This window comes from Nostoc sp. DedQUE05 (assembly GCF_034530955.1).
Classification (GTDB): domain Bacteria; phylum Cyanobacteriota; class Cyanobacteriia; order Cyanobacteriales; family Nostocaceae; genus Nostoc.
In genome coordinates this window covers 1-17608 of record NZ_JAVRCB010000059.1, presented here as the reverse complement: position 1 = coordinate 17608, position 17608 = coordinate 1, and the positions used below count along the sequence as shown (strand labels likewise).

The window sequence follows — 17608 nt, the reverse complement described above, 5'->3', positions numbered from 1 at the left end:
TGTGTAAAGTTACTTATACTTAGCTTTAACTCGCTCTGGGTGGCGATTAAAAAGGGAATTAAAAAATCCGCTTGTATTGCTTACCGCATCGGCGCAGGAACCCATTTTTGGAAACCCTCTAAATGATTCCAGTAAGACAAATATCCAGTCAATGCCCAAATTAGAGCGGCTACTATCAGCACTGCTACGCCAATTAGTCGCCAGGTTCGATTGGTTTTCCAGTAGAGAGTTGGTGCTGCAAAAATACCACCTAATCCAGTTAAAATAAAGCCGATTCCCGATAAAAGCGGTTGCTTTGTCAAATTCAAGTTGATGATACGGATACCCACTACGATCGCAACTGCACCAGCAAAGAAGCCGTAAATGGCGATTGTCAACAAATCCCAACCTTGAGCCAGGGCGATCGCAGCCGCCACAAACAAGATTCCAAATAAAATACTCGTCTCACCGAAGGCAATATTGAAGCTACCCATTATTGGCCAGGTGAAGCTCATGTGTAAACCAGTTGTGAGTGCGATCGCACCTGTAATTCCGAATCCTGGAATCCACTGTTTCTGATTAGAACTATCTATACCACGATACACATAGTCAGCCAGTAGAAATAGCCCAGCTACCATATTGATCAACATGAGTGTGATGTAGTCGATAAACACGATTCACCTCTTAATTTGACAAGCTATTTACTCTGCGCCTCGTTTTTCGGTTTTGAGTGAATTCACCAGCTTTTTTCCTTTATTATTTTATACCTAAAGATAAACACTGAAGAAAAGCAATGTTGTATACATAAACTGCTACCCATTTGTGCAAGTTCTTAACTTAGTTGCTTTTAAACACGCTTTATACTGGAGTAGTTAAGAGTAAAAAATAAAGATGTGCTAACTGGCACTTTTGTAACCAGTTAGCAGTAAAACTTAACTTTCTTCCACGTGTATCCGCCCTTTGGTAGACTTGAAAACTGAAATGGCCAGATAAAGCGGCGGAAATTCAAGCAGTTGAGAGGGCAGACTCTGTGGAAAATACACTTGGGTTAGAGATTATTGAAGTAGTAGAGCAAGCGGCGATCGCATCCGCAAAGTGGATGGGTAAAGGCGAAAAAAACACTGCTGACCAGGTAGCTGTGGAAGCTATGCGGGAGCGGATGAATAAAATCTATATGCGGGGTCGCATTGTGATTGGGGAAGGCGAACGCGACGACGCGCCTATGTTATACATCGGGGAAGAAGTTGGTATTTGTACTCAACCAAATGCCGAAGCTCTCTGTAACCCTGATGAACTAGTTGAAATTGATATCGCCGTTGACCCCTGTGAAGGTACGAACTTGGTAGCTTATGGACAACCTGGTTCGATGGCTGTCTTGGCAATTTCTGAAAAGGGTGGATTATTTGCTGCTCCTGACTTTTACATGAAAAAGTTAGCAGCACCTCCCGCAGCTAAGGGCAAGGTAGACATCAACAAGTCAGCCACAGAAAACCTGAAGATTCTCTCTGAGTGTCTAGAGCGCTCGATTGAAGAACTCGTAGTTGTGGTCATGAAGCGCGAACGCCACAACGATTTAATTAAAGAAATCCGTGAGGCTGGAGCAAGAGTCGCTCTAATTTCAGATGGTGATGTGGGTGCAGCCATTAGCTGTGGCTTTGCTGGAACTAATATCCACGCGTTGATGGGTATCGGTGCGGCTCCTGAAGGTGTAATCTCGGCAGCAGCAATGCGTGCTTTGGGTGGACACTTCCAAGGTCAACTGATCTACGATCCAGCAGTAGTAAAAACAGGTCTGATTGGAGAAAGCAGAGAAGCCAACATCGATCGCTTAAAGTCTATGAATATCAATGACCCCGATAAGGTCTATGATGCTCATGAACTGGCATCTGGTAAAACTGTTCTGTTCGCTGCTTGCGGCATTACCAGTGGTAATCTCATGGAAGGTGTACGTTTCTTCAGCGGTGGAGCAAGAACTCAAAGCTTGGTAATTTCCAACCAATCGAATACGGCTCGATTTGTTGATACAATTCACATGTTTGGTAAACCCAAGACTCTCCAACTGAACTAATTTTTAGGGAATGGGGAATGGTAAAAGTAGAGGTGAAGCATTAGGAAATAAATCTTTCTATAAAATGGAAAAATAGTCAACCAAATGCTTCATCGTTACACTAGTTAGTAGTTAGTATTTAGTGATTAGTTATTGTTTATTAGTTGGAAAAATTATCAACCAATAAACAAAAATTCCCCGTTCCCTATTCTCACTCAATGCCCTATTCTCAACTACCAACTAGTAACTACGATTTAGCAAATGAATATAGCAGTGGTGGGGTTAAGCCATAAAACAGCCCCAGTAGAAGTCCGGGAAAAACTGAGCATTCCAGAACCACAAATTGAAAGTGCGATCGCTCAACTGGCCAGCTATCCCCATATTGACGAAGTTGCAATTCTCAGCACTTGTAACCGCCTGGAAATTTACATTGTTACGAGTGAAGCAGACCAAGGTATTCGGGAAGTAACGCAGTTTCTTGCGGAATACAGTAAATTACCCGTGCTTTCTCTACGACAACACTTGTTTATGCTGCTACATGATGATGCAGTGATGCATGTTATGCGGGTAGCAGGTGGTTTAGATAGTCTGGTACTCGGAGAAGGTCAAATTCTGGCTCAGGTGAAGACTACTCACAAACTGGGACAACAATATAGTGGTATAAAAACCATTTTGAATCGATTATTTAAACAAGCGCTGACAGCTGGGAAGCGGGTTCGGACTGAAACGAGTATTGGTACTGGCGCTGTCTCTATTAGTTCGGCAGCTGTAGAGTTAGCACAGATAAAAGTGGCAAATTTAGCAGCTTGCCGAGTGGTAATTCTGGGCGCTGGTAAAATGTCGCGGCTGCTGGTGCAACACCTAATTTCTAAAGGTGCTGTGGAAATTAGTATTGTAAATCGCTCTCGCGATCGCGCCCAAGAATTAGCAAAGCTGTTCCCTCAACAACCAATCAAAATTCATCCGCTATCGGAAATGATGAGCGTAATTGCCGAAAGTGATTTGGTGTTTACAAGCACTTCAGCAACAGAGCCAATACTTGACCGTGCCAAATTGGAAATGGTTTTAGAAGTTCAGCGCTCTTTAATGTTATTTGATATTTCTGTGCCGCGTAATGTCCATGCGGATGTAAATGAACTGGAAAATGTGCAGGCTTTTAATGTGGATGATTTGAAGGCAGTAGTAGCGCAAAACTACGAAAGCCGTCGGAAGATTGCACAGGAAGCCGAGCGACTTTTAGAGGAAGAAGTGGAAGCCTTTGATATTTGGTGGCGCAGTTTGGAAACTGTTACTACTATTAGCTGTCTGCGAAATAAAGTCGAAACCATCCGCGAACAAGAGTTAGAAAAAGCTTTGTCGAGATTGGGTTCGGAATTCGCTGACAAACATCAAGAAATAATAGAGGCATTAACACGGGGAATTGTCAATAAAATTTTACATGACCCGATGGTGCAATTGCGATCGCAGCAAGATGTTGAAGCTAGACGGCGCTGTATGCAAACTCTGCAAATGCTGTTCAACCTGGATGCAGAGGAACAATTTAGTTAAATTTAACAACAAAATCCTCGGCTTCTGTGAGAAGTTGGGGATTTGAGCTTTTCAATTAGATATACTTCTAATTAGATAGATGTCTAATTAGAAGTAAGTTATGCAACCAGAGCAATTTAACATCTTACTCCGCTTTTTCAAGGCATTAGCGGATGATAGCCGATTGAAGATTGTAGGTATCCTGGCAAATCAGGAGTGCAGCGTTGAAGAATTGGCGGCGCTACTGCAACTGAAGGAACCGACGGTATCTCATCATTTAGCGAAACTTAAAGAGCTAAATTTGGTGACAATGCGTCCTGAAGGTAATAGCCGTCTATATCAATTGGATAGTGAGGCTTTGCAAAGCATTAGCAAGGAAATTTTCACACCTGAAAAAATAGCATCCTTGATAGAGGATGTGGATACTGAAGCTTGGGAAAGCAAAGTGTTGAAAAACTATTTCGACGGTGGATACCTTAAGGAAATCCCCGCTAGTCGCAAAAAGCGTCTAGTAATTCTCAAGTGGTTAGCAAACCAGTTTGATATAGGAGTCAACTACCCTGAACGCATGGTAAATGACATTCTTAAACGCTACCATCCTGACTGCGCCACCCTGCGACGGGAGTTCATTGCTTGCAAGTTAATGCAGCGAGAGAATGGGATTTATTGGCGTACAACATAGATATGAGAGATGAGCAAACCGCACAATCATAGGTTGTATTTTTATGCAGTTAGAAACACAAAAGTTTTCTTATACACCTGAAGAGTATTTAGAACTTGAAGAAAAAGCAGAATATAAAAGCGAATACCGTGATGGAGAAATTGTACCGATGACAGGCGGCACTACAAATCATAATAAAATTGCTTTAAATTTAGCTGCATCCTTAAAAATTACTTTAAGGCGTAAAAATTATGATGTTTATATTGGTGATGTGCGTTTATGGATACCCCGTTATCGTCAACATACATATCCTGATGTGATGGTGATTGAGGGACAACCTATTTATACAGGAACCAGCACAACAACGGTTATGAACCCGATGTTAATTGCTGAAGTTTTATCTAAATCGACTAAAAATTATGACCAAGGCGATAAGTTTCTTTATTATCGCTCTATTCCCGAATTCAAGGAATATATTTTAATTGACCAATATCAGTATCATGTGATGCAATATGTAAAAACTGCGGAAAGTCAATGGTCATTCACTGAACTTGAACATGAATCTGCAATTTTATCACTGCAAACGGTTGATTTTCAAATTGAATTGCGCGACCTTTATGAGCAAGTAAATTTTGCAGAAAATAACGAAGATTAAAAAATAAAGCTCTGATTCACCCCGAATGCTGATTCAGTCAAAAAAATTAACTTGAAATTGTTTAGCGATTACTCTAATCTAAACACCATTAATAGTGTTCACTTTAACTTTGGACAAGTCACAGTATTTATGTACTTTTATTTGTCCAAAGTCCGATCGCTAAATACATTGCATAAACAGAAAGTCAATCACACTCTATTTTCCCAAATAAGCTTCTAAAACTTTGGGATTAGTTTGAATTTCTGCTGGCGTACCGTCAGCTAAATTTTGCCCTTCGGCAAGTACCCAAACACGATCGCACAAGGACATAACCACATCCATATTGTGTTCGATAATCAAAAAGGTCATGCCATCTTGACGATTCCAAGTGATAATGCGATCGCAAATATCATCAATCAGTTTCGGATTCACCCCAGCCGCCGGTTCATCCAACAAAATCAACTTGGGATTAGTCATCAGCGCTCGCCCCATTTCTAGCAGCTTGCGTTGTCCACCAGACAAGCCACCTGCGTAATCGTGTGCTTTTTTGGCCAAGCCTACTGACTCTAACAGGAACATTGCCCGCTCTTGCAATTGCTTTTCTTCCTTAGCGACGATGTGCGGTTGCAACTGCACCTGCCAAAAATTTTCACCCGTTTGTTTTTGCGCCGCCAGCAGCATATTTTCTAACACCGATAACCGCGAGAGAGTCCGTGCAACCTGAAAGGTGCGGATTACTCCCTGCTGCGCGATTTGATATGGTTGCAAATTGTGAATCGGTTCGCCGTCAAAAATCACTCGTCCCTTATCTGGGCGGATGAAGTTTGAGAGTAAGTTAAATAAAGTAGTTTTGCCAGCACCATTGGGGCCAATCAAGCCCGTAATGCTGCCTTTAGCAACTTCGATTCTGGCCTCATTAACTGCTTTGACACCACCAAAGCTTTTAGAAAGTCCAGTGGCTGCCAAAAGGGGAAGTGGGGATGAATAGTTATTTACCAAGGGTGAGTTCCTCTTTTTTCCCTAAGATACCTTGAGGACGCCAAATCATCAGTACCATCAAAATTAGTCCGATTACCATGATCCGAAATGCACCCAAACGCGCTTCATCAAGGGTAACGATTCGGGGTAAGACTTCCCGCGTTAGTGCATCGTAAGCAAAGAAAATTACCGCACCTAAGATTGTGCCCACATTATTCCCAGAACCGCCTAAAATCACCATAATCCAAGTGTCAAAGGTGATCTGCGGTTGAAAATTATCAGGGTAAATGGCTCCCAGTTGCCAAGCGAAGAAAGCACCAGCGATACCCGCGATCGCACCGCCTAACATGAGAGATTGTAATTTATACCAAAAGACATTTTTTCCCAGCGCTTTGGGAATTTCTTCATCTTCGCGGATAGCTTTGAGAATTCTACCCCAAGGCGATCGCACCAAAATTTCTAAGCGCCAGTATACAAATGCTAAAACCAAAAGCAACACCAGCATTAAACCTGCTTTTGGGTTGTAGTTATACAATCCGATTACCCCAGAAATATAAATCGCTGCCGCCAAAAGTGCTAACACAATTCCCACACCCAAGCGTGATGCAAATTCTTGCTTGCTAGTCGTCCTTTTGCCCAAATCAGTAGTTCGAGATATTTGAGTGGTGCGAATCCATTGCCACAAAGTAAAGAAAGTGACAGCAGCCAGTAGCGTTAAAAGCCCAATCATTATTAATCTGACAAACAAACTTGGTTCTGTGGATAGGGGTATGGGATAACTTTGCACACCAAACGCCCCAGAAACCCAAGTGTCACCCACAGGTAATTCCTGATTATTTACCACCAAACGAATTAATTCGCCCGTACCAATGGTGACAATTCCTAGATAATCTTCTCGTAAGCGGAGAGTTACAAAACCAATTATCAAACCCAACAAAGCAGCGACAATTGCCCCAACCAGTGCTGATACAAGTAAGGGTACGCCCTTTAAGCTTAACAATACCGTTGTATATGCTCCCAGAGTCATGAAAGCAATATGACCAAAGTTAATTAATCCCGTAAAGCCCCACTGTAAATTCAGTCCTAGTGCGAATAGAGCAAAAAGCGCCGTAGAAATTGCTAAGAAAATGAGATAGTCAACCATATTAAATTATTTGGGAATTGGGAATTGGGCATTGGGCATTGGGCGTTAGGAGTGCTGAGTGCTGAGTTAGGAGTTAAGAGTTTTGTTTATCTCCTTGTCCCCTCATCTCCCCTGCTCCCCTGCCCCTCTGCCCCCCTCGTCGGGCGAATAAATTTTAGCGTAGCTTGAGCGTAGCTAATTTTATGGGAATACTATTTATTGTTGGTGTTTGGTGGTAGGGAATAATTGACGTATGAATTTGCTGCGACTTAGAATGCATCACTTAATTGAGCAATTAGGCGATGACGATTTGCAAGACATTTGGAATGTTCTCGAAGCTTTACATTATGACTTTTATATGCTCAAAGCGATACAAAAAGTCAAGCGATCGCAGCAACCGTGGGATATCTTAACCCATGAAGAAGCGATCAGACTGTTGATGTTTTTCTGATTCAGCAGCGCTTTTGATAGCATAAGTTTGGCGTAAATAAGCCACCCATTTGAAATGTCTAAAACCCTTACGCAATAGTAATTACGAATTACGACTTACGAATTACGAATTACGAATTACGCAAAGCGGTACTAGTGCCAGTGGCCCCTCAAGTTTTGGTGAAGGTAACGCCCAGTGAGTCTGGAAATGCGCTATGCCAGGTCTTTTTTGCTAGACCTGAAGAATTTAGAACCTGCCGCCTACGAGCGGGTACATGATTTTGTTTTTATTGAATTAGCCCAAAAGTGGCAGTTGAGCGATCTAAAAGAACTGCGACAGCTTGATAGTGAAGGCATTTTTCACCGCTTCACCCTAGACAATTATCTGATTGGTATAGAAATTAGGGGTGAAATTGTGAAATTTCTGCGTGTCATCCCTATGCCAGATGTTTAAAGTCAAGAGTCAATCAATTTTGGATTTTGGAATTGCGGATTTTGGATTTGTTCCACCTACGTTCGCTTTCTTGGCACGTTCGCGGTAGCGTCTGGTAAAGAAGTGCGGGGCATCAACCGAAATAATTTTTAATCTAAAACTTGTACTGAGCGGAGTCGAAGTATCTAAAATTTAAAATCTAAAATTGGCACGGTCAAAGGAACACTGAAAACTGTAAACTGTATAAGGCTAGGCAGGGATCGCTATAACCTTACATTAAACTGGTTTTTGAAAAACACTTTATTTGAGATTTCCCTATGGATGCTAGGGCACTTTGGCAACGATACCAAAACTGGTTATATTTCCACGAGGGATTGGGACTGTACTTAGACGTGAGTCGGATACGGTTCGATGATGCCTTTGTGGAATCGTTGCAGCCGAAGTTTGACAAGGCGTTTGCGGATATGGCTCAACTAGAGAAGGGTGCGATCGCAAATCCCGATGAGAACCGCATGGTTGGACACTACTGGCTGCGAAATCCTGATTTAGCGCCAGCTCCAGAACTTACACAAGAAATAGTTCAAACCCTAGAACAAATCGAAGCTTTTGCGGAAAAAGTCCAAACAGGTGCTATCCATCCTCCCAGAGCCAGCCGATTCACGGATATTATCTCCATTGGCATTGGTGGTTCCGCTCTTGGCCCCCAATTCGTTGCGGAAGCTCTCGCTCCTGATTTCCCGCCGCTGAAACTTCACTTTATCGATAACAACGATCCCGCAGGTATCGATCGCGTTCTCAATCATCTACGAAATAGCCTCGCCAGCACTTTGGTTTTGGTGATCTCCAAATCTGGGGGAACACCGGAACCGCGCAACGGCATGATTGAAGTTAAAAAAGCTTATGCCGGACACAATTTGGAGTTTGCCCAATATGCGGTAGCAATTACCAGCGTTGATAGCAACCTCGATAAGCTAGCCAAAGATGAAGGTTGGCTGGCGAGATTTCCGATGTATGACTGGGTAGGAGGACGCACCTCAGAAATGTCTGCTGTGGGGCTAGTACCAGCAGCATTACAGGGGATTGATGTTCGCGCTATGCTAGATGGCGCCAAAGAGATGGATGACGCTACCCGCGTCCCAGATGTAAAAAATAACCCAGCAGCTTTGCTTGCTTTGTCTTGGTACTTTGCAGGCAATGGAAAGGGCGAAAAAGATATGGTTGTTCTACCTTACAAGGACAGCTTATTTTTATTCAGTCGCTATTTGCAACAGCTGGTGATGGAATCCTTGGGTAAGGAAAAAGACTTAGACGGCAACGTTGTCCATCAAGGTATCGCCGTTTATGGCAACAAAGGCTCAACAGATCAACACGCTTATGTCCAGCAGTTACGCGAGGGTGTAGCGAATTTCTTTGCTACCTTCATCGAAGTGTTGGAAGATCGTCAAGGCCCATCCACTGAAATAGATCCAGGAGTTACATCAGGCGATTATCTTTCCGGTTTTCTCCAAGGAACCCGACAAGCGCTTTATGAAAATCACCGCGATTCCATTACAGTCACGATTCCCCAAGTTAATCCTCGAATTGTAGGGGCATTAATTGCTTTGTATGAACGTGCTGTTGGTTTATACGCTAGCTTAGTCAACATCAATGCCTACCATCAACCTGGCGTAGAAGCTGGCAAAAAAGCTGCTGCCTCCATTCTCGATTTGCAAACACGAGTCGTAGCAGTTCTACAAAAAGAAAAAACTCCCCTTTCTCTTGACGAACTTGCCGAGAAGGCAGGCGCATCAGAACAAGTTGAGGCAATTTACAAGATTTTGCGTCACATCCATGCCAATCAGCGGGGTGTAGTTTTACAAGGCAATCTTCAGAAACCCGGTAGTTTGACCGTTTCTGCTAGCTGATAGCTCTAATCTAAATCTTAGATTTTGTCCAAAATTGTTGTCTCAACAACAATTTTTTATTGTGAAGCATCCTAAATAGAAGATATATCTTCTGTCTAGGATGCTTCACTGTATAATTCGTAATTCGTAATTCGTAATTCGTAATTCGTAATTAAGTTTGATCGCTCAATATCGTTCGTCTAAATGTTGCTTTCTTCTCTTCCTTTGCCTAATTACGAATTATTTTAATTATGAATTGCCATCAGGCGTTGATTAAAGTAACTCTTGGGTAAAAAACAGCGATCGGGTAAAAAAGGATTGTTGAGATTTTGACATAAGAAAGTGCTGGGTTTATCCCGATGACAAAATGGTGGCACGATTCCCCAATGTTCTGCTAGCCAAATCCAGTATCCTGTTTCAATTCTGCCGTAGCTTGATACTGTGAGAATTTCTCCAACGCTGTTGTTAATAGATACTAAATCTGATGATGATTTGATGTCAATTAATAGCCATGCTAACTCATCTATAGAAAAGTAATAGCCATTTTCGGCAGCGATGTCGATGAACTGTTGTGGCTCTTTAGCTATTAGTAATTCTTCTTTGAGAGATGGCGTTTTTTGGGCAATATCGAAAAGATCCCAAATCTGTCTTCTCGTAACTAGAAACCAGGCAAGTTCTTCTGCGGTCAAATTATAACCGTTTTCTCTTGCTAACTTGAGAAACGGCTCAAGGCTATCTGTTTCTGCTAGTTGACTTTTCAACTGGAAAGTTTGCTCTACTAGTGACAAGAAATCAATAATCTTTTGCCATGTCACTTTGTCAAAGTTTTTGTTAAATTTTATTTTTTCTTTCCAATAAATGTATTTATCTTCTTTAAGAAAGAAATTCCAAATTTGATAATACATGGGTCATCTTGCCTAAGTTGTAAACTTGGTAGAGGTTTATGATTAATGAACACCAGTGTAGTAAGTATAATGTGTTTCTTCGACAGTACTAAATTTTTATCTCATGTAAATGAAGTTACACAGTAGTTAAGTATAAAATTTTTGTAAAGTTTGTAACTATAAATAATAGTTACTGAGAAAAAGATGAAAGATTGCGATGCCTTGTGGTGGGTTGCAACTAAGATTTTTATTGCTTCTCATAAAATAAAATTAAGTCAATAAATAGTATTAATTATTCATGAAGTAATTAATTGTAAAGCAATCTGTAGTTTAGTTATTTTGAAAAAAACTGCATATTTCTACGGAGAAGAAAGCTAAGTATAGCGTATTGTAGAGAAGGTAAGAGGTTAATTGAGGTTTTTTTTATAGCCATCTAAATAATAAAATTACATAGAAAGTCCCAGCGCTCGCCTGTATCTTCCTATTAACTAAAGTTAAGGCAGCACTAAAAAATGGGGTTAGTGAATTATTAGGTTTGTATCTCAACTTTAAGATAAATGCGATCGCACTTCAGTTATTTTTAAACGAACCGCCAATACGCAGAGAAGGCAGAGAGAAGAAAAGAGATAGATTGTACTCGCCTTTATATTTCTGTAAAATAAAGTTAAGACAGCATTAACAAATAGGGCTAATTACTATGGCTGAATCAACTGCAAAACAACCTGCACGTCGAGGCAGAATCTTTCCAGAACGAATTTTACCACCCGAAGAACTTGCTAGACGCAAAGCTGAAGATGAGGCATTTTATCATCGCTGTCGGGAAATTTTTGAGCGTGTACGTCCCGATTTGATTAAGGAACACTACGGCTGGTATATTGCAGTAGAGCCAAATAGTGGTGATTACTTAATTGATGTGGATAAAATGCAAGCTCATAAAAAATCCCTTGAAAAATACTCAAATAGTAGACATTGTGTATTCTGTTTAAATGAAACGGGAACAACTGGCACAATATGATTCAGGGGGACTTTGGAGATAATGGGCAACTATTTTTTGAAATTGATTTGATTACATCTGACGGATTAGATTTGTCTGTAGATGCTATGTTGGATACTGGTTTTACAGGCTTTCTCGCTATTAATAAACAAGATTTAGAGGGTCTAGACTGGTTTTATATTGGTGAGGAATCTCTACGAACTGCTAAGGGAGAATCAAGATTTGATATTTATTTAGGCAAGGTGATATTAAACGAAGAAGAGTATGAAATTAACGTTTATGTGGGCAATGAAATTACGGAAGTATTGTTAGGCTCAGAATGGCTAAAAATTCTGCCGTTGGTGGTGAATTATCAGGCTGGTATATTAACTTTAGGATAACTGCGATCGCAGTTATTTTTAAATGAACAGCAAATACACAGATAAAGCATAGGTAAAAAATAAACTTATTTCACTATCTTTAGTTAATAGGTAAATTGCGGAGAAAGTAAAAGCGATCGCTCTTCCAATCACTACCTTTAATTCGTCCTAAATAGCCTGTTAAAGGTGAGGAAAGCTCAATCAGAATTTCGTGCATTTCTGGTGTTTGTATTCGCTGTGGCGGATGTGAGCCGAAATACGCACCATGTAGAGCTTCAACACCAGCAGATTCTATACCTGAATTTTCTAAATAGTTTTTGACAAGCTGGGTAATGTGCGATCGCAACTTTATAGATTGTTCAACTTTATAAATATAAGTATTAATTTTATCTTCAGCTAAACCAAAGGGAGGTTGTTGCAAACACTCTTTTAGTTCTAACAAATTGATAGAATTTTTGTAGTGTACTTGCAGTTCAACTAACTTTTGTAATGTTTCAGGACGAATTACACTCATTTGATTATTTTTAGTAGTTAAAAGAGCATCAGAAGTTAATTCACCAGCAGCCACAATTATCTTGAGACAACTATCATATTTTTCTTGAAGATGATTTTTACCTAGTTGTATTAGTTGTCCCGGTGTTTTACTGGGAACATTTTCACTTTTGGTAGCTTTACATTCTCCTACTACTGGATAAGGATACTCACAATAAAAATCTACTCCTCCAGCGCCTCCTAATTTGTCAGGGTCTAGGTTTGCTTTAGGATTAGTGTTAGAACAAGAAAATCCTAGTTTTATCAAACTTCTACGAACTAGCCTCTCAAATTCATTACCATCACTAGAATTGCCTACATCAGCAATCTTCTTAATCCAAACTAAATCTGAATCAAATCTTTGATTAGAATGAGCGCTACTCCAACCTAAAAATAGTTTGATATCGTCGTCTAATTGTTTAGCTGCTGGTTGGCTAATGGTTAGGGATGCGATCGCACTCTGCAATTCTTCTAGTTCAGGATGTAGCAGGGGTTCTAGCTTTTCTAATTGGCGTTTGCGTTGGGCGAAGGTGCGATCGTTCAATACTGGTAAATCAACAGATACCTTCAACGGATCAGGTAAACCTATAAACTGGCTTTGTGGATTCACAGCTATTTCAATTGGCTCAGACAACAAATAGACACGCAAATAAGCAAGAAAGATATGCTTCCTTTGCAGCAAAATCTCTTGTAATCCTTTTGTTGTCCAAATATTTAATTGTGACAAAGCTTTTAACGATTCTGAGTTATTTACGATTTGGCACAGTTCACACTTACCCCAAGATTGAATACAAACTGTTTCCGAACTTATTTGAGTAATACTTTTCTGTGTAACCGTCAATAAATTTGACTTGTAGTATTCTTCATTGGGTAACACATTGGTTGAGTTTTCAGACGGATAGAGAGCAAAGGAACGCCCCGGATGAATAAATGTCCGGGGTAGAGCTATAATTATTCGACCCTGTAGCAAACCTTCAACATCGGGAGAAGGTAGACATAAGGCAGTATTGAGCAAAATTAGATTACTCATAAACCAAGTTTAATCATTAAATTATCAAGCATATCATCTAGTTGTTTGGTTACATTTTGATTTTGTATAGGCTGAGTTTCAGCAACACATTCCTCATTTATTAAGCCACTGGGAATTTGACCAGATGGATCGCTTAGAATTTCACGTATTAAGTAGTTATCAACTGCAATTTTGTGTTTAACTATAAACTGAGAAATTTCCTCTTCACTAATTTCATAATCTTTGCAAGCTTGTTTAACAAATAAAATAGCTAAAAGAGGCTTAATATCCTCAATATTAAGCTTTACAAATTCTCCTCCTAAATTTTTAGAAAGTAGTTCATCTAAATGTTCTTTTCCTTTCGTATTAGGTTTCACATCTTTAGCACGAACTAAGCAGCCACGAGTCATATCAAATTTTTTATAATCTATTAACCTTTTCAATGCAGCACTTACAAATTTATTGCTAGATTCTTGCACAACTGCTACTACTATTTTGACAACTCTTCCGTCTTCCTTACCAATAATTCTAAAGTTGAGGTAGCCTTTGTCTACACTTTTGACTATAACTTCCTCAACCTCATCAATTTTTACTCTCTCTACAGTTGCGCCTTTCAGAGTTAATAAACAAAAACTTATAGCATCAGCTATGGTATTACTGTCTTCAAAGTAATTTTCTATTGTGTTATCAAGTGCTGCAAGTTCTTTATTAAAAGCTTGTTCAATTTTATGTAGTGGAGCTGGATCTACTGGTGGTCTTAAAATACCGGGTAAACTCCAATTATTTGTACACCACTGTAAAACCTTTCTAATTATTGGTTTTTCTTTACCAAGCTCTCGTAAATTATTTTCATCAAAAGGATAAACAGGATGAGGCGGAGTTAAGTTATTCGTATCATAAAAATCTTTCAGCCAGTGTGAAACAAGAGTTACTACATCATCACTATTAAGATGCCTTAAATCAAATTTCTTTTCACCAATTCTATCAATAACTGAATCTGCTTGTGGTACAACTTTAACTTGTTGCGTCCAAGTTTCATCGAACATAGCTAGAATTAATACCCCACGTTTAATTCTGCTGTATATATCTTTTGCAAACAGAGCAATAACCTGTGCTCTTGTAAAACCCTGTTCATTACAATTGAGGCTTTCTAACTCATCAAAGCAGATGACTATTGTCCTGTAATCACCAATTAAGTCTAAAATTTGGCATACTGTTTGGAATGCTTCAGCTTCTTTATCGTCTTGGCTAGTATTTGGTAATCCCATAGAGTCCGCTTGTGACTGTGCTAAATCTCTGCCAGCAAGCCAATTAGTTGCAAATGAAACTTTATCTAAAGAAAGTGTCCATAGGATAGCCTGAATCAAATAAGGATTTTCAATATTTGACTTAAGTTTCAGTACTTTAGCAGTCAAGGCATCAACTATCTTGGGATGTTGAGCTAAAACGCCAGGAAATCGCTTCATTAACTCTTGAGGAGTGTAGCTTGACTTATATACCTCATTGACTAAAGTAGTTGCGATCTCTTGCCATTGCATTACACTTTGATTACCAGCTTGTTTTAGACTAGATGTCAATGTGTTTAGAAATTTAGAATGTATTTTGTTTAAGTCACCATAATCAACTTCGCTCATATAGACAAAAAAACTATCACCTTCATCCTGAATATGGTGACGAATCCGACTCATTAAGTGACTTTTACCCAGTCCTTTTTCAGCTTTAATAGTTATACCAATAACTGAACGTTTTCCTGTGCTGATTTGCTCTATTGCCTGATAAACAGCATCTGATGCATGAGCATTTATGGAAGGAACATCAGGAAAAGTTTGGTTCCAGATATCATAATTTCTGACTACTAGTGATCTATCAAATGGGTTATGACTTGTAATAGCTTTGTTGATGTCTGAGTATGAAGAGAAAGAATTAATCATGATTGTGCATCTTCTGAAAATAATTACTAAAAAATAAAAGGGGAAAAAACCGAGTAACTTAGTTTAAAAATTGAGGCGTTTAGCATAACAGCGCAATCCACTGACTTTAGTAGTAATAGAATCTTCAATCTTGTCGGGGGCACTATCTTCTATGCTTCCACCCTGAAGTTGCAAAATGTCCTTCTCCTGAATTTCTAGCAGCCATGTGTTGAAATCTTCACGACTAACCCGATCGCCTATTTCTCTCCTGATACGATAAATTGGCACAAGATCATCTAGGTTATAGTTTTGGTTCAGCTTGTCGTAGACTTCCAACGCCACAGATTTAAACTCGTCGTAAGATGCGATTCCTTCTCTTCGAGACGCTACGCGAATAGAAAGCTCGGCTAACGCACTCTTCCCATTAACTGGTACATCTGCACCAACTACCGCAACATCTATCTGACTAATCCACTTCACCAATGCATTCGCCACCCAAGTGCTAACAGTTGTCTCTTCAAACTTAAAATCGCCACTTTTCAAACCCTCGCCCAATACCTCTAAACCCTTGGGAGATATCAGAGAATATCCCTTTTTGGAAATTGCGATCGCACCCTGCTTCTGTAATTCCTCGAATATGCCCTGATAATCTGCCACCTTCTGGCTTTTGGCTACAATTCGCTTAGTGAGTTGACCCTTCTTAACTTCCTGCTGCGTTCCTCCCAAATCCCACAAAGCCAAAAGAAGACGAGTGCTAGTATTTTTTGATGTCATATTGAGTGTACTTTTTGACAAAAAGCATCATAGTAACTGTATCTTTCTAAGATATTTACATAGAAAAAATAACCGAGAAATTGCTGAATATTTCAGCTAAATAGATTTAGAAAAAATCAACAATATATTTCTTTGGGATGAATGCAGTTTCTCTCAAAGGCAGGATGGAAGACTTGAAAAAACCAATCATCATGAAAGTGAAACGCTGTAGCTGGTGCAGTTACAAATTAAGTGAAATATGTTTTTTCAATCCCAGGTGAAATAACAGGATTTCTAACTTGGTTTTTGCAACAGCAAGGCTTTTAGCAAATACAGGTGATGAAGAAATCCAATGAACACAATATATAAAGAACGTAAAATAGTTTCGCGTCTATTTGCAGTGCTGCTTTCGGCATTGCTAATGGTACCCTTGCTGAGTAGCTGTGGAGGCGGTTCCCAAAAAGCTTCAGCACCACCACCTGTTGATGATACCGTCGGTAGAACAGTGAGCGATCGCCAAACCGAAGCGAAGAAGGGCTTGTCTACAGGACAGAAAGTTGCTATTTTGGCAGGTGCTGCTGGACTTTATTACCTCTACAACCAACATAAAAATGCTCCCCAAGAAGGAGCGCAAGGTAAGTACTATCTTTCCAAGAACGGACGTGTATATTACCGTGATGCTGAACATCGCGCTCACTGGGTAACGCCACCAGCAGAAGGAATTCGAGTACCGGAATCTGAAGCACAAAAGTATCGGGAATTCCAAGGCTATAACCGGAGTGCTACAGGTCGCGATCTAACTGGTATAACTTCATCCGCAGCTCCAGCACTCTAGATCGGCGAAGCGTGTGTACAAAGCGGGTTTCCTGGAGGATAACGCCGATCGCGCCCGTCGGAAACACGAACTTAAATCAGGAGACAGATTATGGTAAATGAATTTTTCCGAAAGGCGAAAGACTTACTTTTGGGATCGAACAGCGATCAAGCCGATCAAGATGCCGAATTCCGCGATCGCAATGTACGTCCAGCTAGCGAAGATCCCTACGGCGATCCCGCAGACCCAGCATCTTACGGCAATGTTCGCCCAGCTAGTGAAGACCCCTACGGCGACCCCGCAGATATCTCGTCTTACGGCAATGTTCGCCCAGCTAGTGAAGACCCCTACGGCGACCCCGCAGATATCTCGTCTTATGGCAATGTTCGCCCAGCTAGTGAAGACCCCTACGGCGACCCCGCAGACACAGGGGAATTTGGTGATGTCCGCCCAGCCAGCGAAGACCCCTACGGCGACCCCGCAGATCAAGATTACCGCCGTTAACGCAAAACCAATCTGGTGATATTGGTTTTCATAAGGTGATGAATTTTGGAATAACAAATAAGGCAGTGGGATTAGAACCTACTGTCTTTTATTTTGGCTGCTATCCCTCTTCTGTCACTTTCCGACATAAGCAAGTAGTAAATAACTGAAATTATC

Annotated in this window: 18 protein-coding genes; 11 read left to right on the top strand and 7 right to left on the bottom strand. The window is 40.4% G+C overall.

Annotated elements, in window-relative coordinates; all coding sequences use genetic code 11:
- Positions 1-80 precede the first annotated feature (80 nt).
- Positions 81-653, bottom strand: a complete 573-nt coding sequence (locus RMZ42_RS30795; RefSeq protein ID WP_322674989.1) for a DUF981 domain-containing protein — start codon at positions 651-653, stop codon at positions 81-83.
- 356 nt (positions 654-1009) lie between these two features.
- Between RMZ42_RS30795 and glpX the strand changes: the two genes are divergently transcribed.
- From glpX to RMZ42_RS30775, 4 genes are all read left to right on the top strand, one after another.
- Complete coding sequence (gene glpX, locus RMZ42_RS30790; RefSeq protein WP_322674988.1) at positions 1010-2047, top strand: class II fructose-bisphosphatase; 1038 nt, start codon at positions 1010-1012, stop codon at positions 2045-2047.
- 240 nt (positions 2048-2287) lie between these two features.
- Complete coding sequence (locus RMZ42_RS30785; RefSeq protein ID WP_322674987.1) at positions 2288-3574, top strand: glutamyl-tRNA reductase; 1287 nt, start codon at positions 2288-2290, stop codon at positions 3572-3574.
- A gap of 100 nt (positions 3575-3674) precedes the next feature.
- Positions 3675-4235, top strand: coding sequence for a metalloregulator ArsR/SmtB family transcription factor (locus RMZ42_RS30780; protein ID WP_322674986.1), 561 nt, complete (start codon positions 3675-3677; stop codon positions 4233-4235).
- A 43-nt stretch (positions 4236-4278) separates the two neighbouring features.
- A complete protein-coding gene (locus RMZ42_RS30775) occupies positions 4279-4869 on the top strand; it encodes a Uma2 family endonuclease (protein WP_322674985.1) in 591 nt (196 codons plus the stop codon).
- A 195-nt stretch (positions 4870-5064) separates the two neighbouring features.
- On the opposite strand, the gene RMZ42_RS30770 is transcribed toward RMZ42_RS30775, so the two are convergent.
- Entirely contained in the window at positions 5065-5847 is a 783-nt protein-coding gene (locus RMZ42_RS30770) for an ABC transporter ATP-binding protein (RefSeq protein WP_322663497.1), read from the bottom strand.
- Entirely contained in the window at positions 5837-6970 is a 1134-nt protein-coding gene (locus RMZ42_RS30765) for a branched-chain amino acid ABC transporter permease (RefSeq protein WP_322674984.1), read from the bottom strand. Before RMZ42_RS30765 ends, RMZ42_RS30770 begins: the two co-directional genes overlap by 11 nt.
- 232 nt (positions 6971-7202) lie before the next feature.
- Between RMZ42_RS30765 and RMZ42_RS30760 the strand changes: the two genes are divergently transcribed.
- The 3 genes from RMZ42_RS30760 to RMZ42_RS30750 all read left to right on the top strand — a co-directional run bounded on the left by RMZ42_RS30760 (position 7203) and on the right by RMZ42_RS30750 (position 9715).
- Positions 7203-7400 carry a hypothetical protein gene (locus tag RMZ42_RS30760; protein ID WP_322640603.1) on the top strand — a complete coding sequence of 66 codons (198 nt, stop codon included), beginning with the start codon at positions 7203-7205 and terminating at the stop codon, positions 7398-7400.
- A gap of 174 nt (positions 7401-7574) precedes the next feature.
- The gene (locus RMZ42_RS30755) at positions 7575-7832 is read left to right on the top strand and encodes a cytotoxic translational repressor of toxin-antitoxin stability system (RefSeq protein ID WP_251959737.1); all 258 of its coding nucleotides are present in this window, start codon (positions 7575-7577) and stop codon (positions 7830-7832) included.
- Between the two features lie 296 nt (positions 7833-8128).
- A complete protein-coding gene (locus tag RMZ42_RS30750; protein ID WP_322674983.1) occupies positions 8129-9715 on the top strand; it encodes a glucose-6-phosphate isomerase in 1587 nt (528 codons plus the stop codon).
- 224 nt (positions 9716-9939) lie between these two features.
- Here RMZ42_RS30750 and RMZ42_RS30745 read toward each other — a convergent pair whose 3' ends face one another.
- Positions 9940-10599, bottom strand: a complete 660-nt coding sequence (locus RMZ42_RS30745; protein WP_322674982.1) for a Nif11-like leader peptide family natural product precursor — start codon at positions 10597-10599, stop codon at positions 9940-9942.
- Positions 10600-11275: 676 nt separating this feature from the next.
- On the opposite strand from RMZ42_RS30745, the gene RMZ42_RS30740 reads away from it, so the two are divergent.
- Together RMZ42_RS30740 and RMZ42_RS30735 are read left to right on the top strand one after the other, a co-directional pair.
- Positions 11276-11593, top strand: a complete 318-nt coding sequence (locus RMZ42_RS30740; protein WP_322674981.1) for a hypothetical protein — start codon at positions 11276-11278, stop codon at positions 11591-11593.
- On the top strand, positions 11590-11952 hold the full coding sequence (locus tag RMZ42_RS30735) for an aspartyl protease (protein ID WP_322674980.1): 363 nt from the start codon (positions 11590-11592) through the stop codon (positions 11950-11952). The genes RMZ42_RS30740 and RMZ42_RS30735 overlap by 4 nt, the downstream gene beginning before the upstream one ends.
- A 79-nt stretch (positions 11953-12031) precedes the next feature.
- Here RMZ42_RS30735 and RMZ42_RS30730 read toward each other — a convergent pair whose 3' ends face one another.
- From RMZ42_RS30730 to RMZ42_RS30720, 3 genes are all read right to left on the bottom strand, one after another.
- Positions 12032-13492, bottom strand: a complete 1461-nt coding sequence (locus tag RMZ42_RS30730; protein WP_322674979.1) for a DUF1802 family protein — start codon at positions 13490-13492, stop codon at positions 12032-12034.
- On the bottom strand, positions 13489-15402 hold the full coding sequence (locus RMZ42_RS30725; RefSeq protein ID WP_322674978.1) for a P-loop NTPase fold protein: 1914 nt from the start codon (positions 15400-15402) through the stop codon (positions 13489-13491). The genes RMZ42_RS30730 and RMZ42_RS30725 overlap by 4 nt, the downstream gene beginning before the upstream one ends.
- A gap of 63 nt (positions 15403-15465) precedes the next feature.
- The gene (locus tag RMZ42_RS30720; protein ID WP_322674977.1) at positions 15466-16155 is read right to left on the bottom strand and encodes a hypothetical protein; all 690 of its coding nucleotides are present in this window, start codon (positions 16153-16155) and stop codon (positions 15466-15468) included.
- Between the two features lie 331 nt (positions 16156-16486).
- Here RMZ42_RS30720 and RMZ42_RS30715 point away from each other — a divergent pair, with 331 nt between their 5' ends.
- Positions 16487-16969 (top strand): hypothetical protein, encoded by a 483-nt coding sequence (locus RMZ42_RS30715; protein WP_322674976.1) that lies wholly within the window; start codon positions 16487-16489, stop codon positions 16967-16969.
- A 90-nt stretch (positions 16970-17059) separates the two neighbouring features.
- Positions 17060-17452, top strand: a complete 393-nt coding sequence (locus RMZ42_RS30710; RefSeq protein ID WP_322674975.1) for a translation initiation factor — start codon at positions 17060-17062, stop codon at positions 17450-17452.
- The last annotated feature ends 156 nt before the right edge of the window (positions 17453-17608 follow it).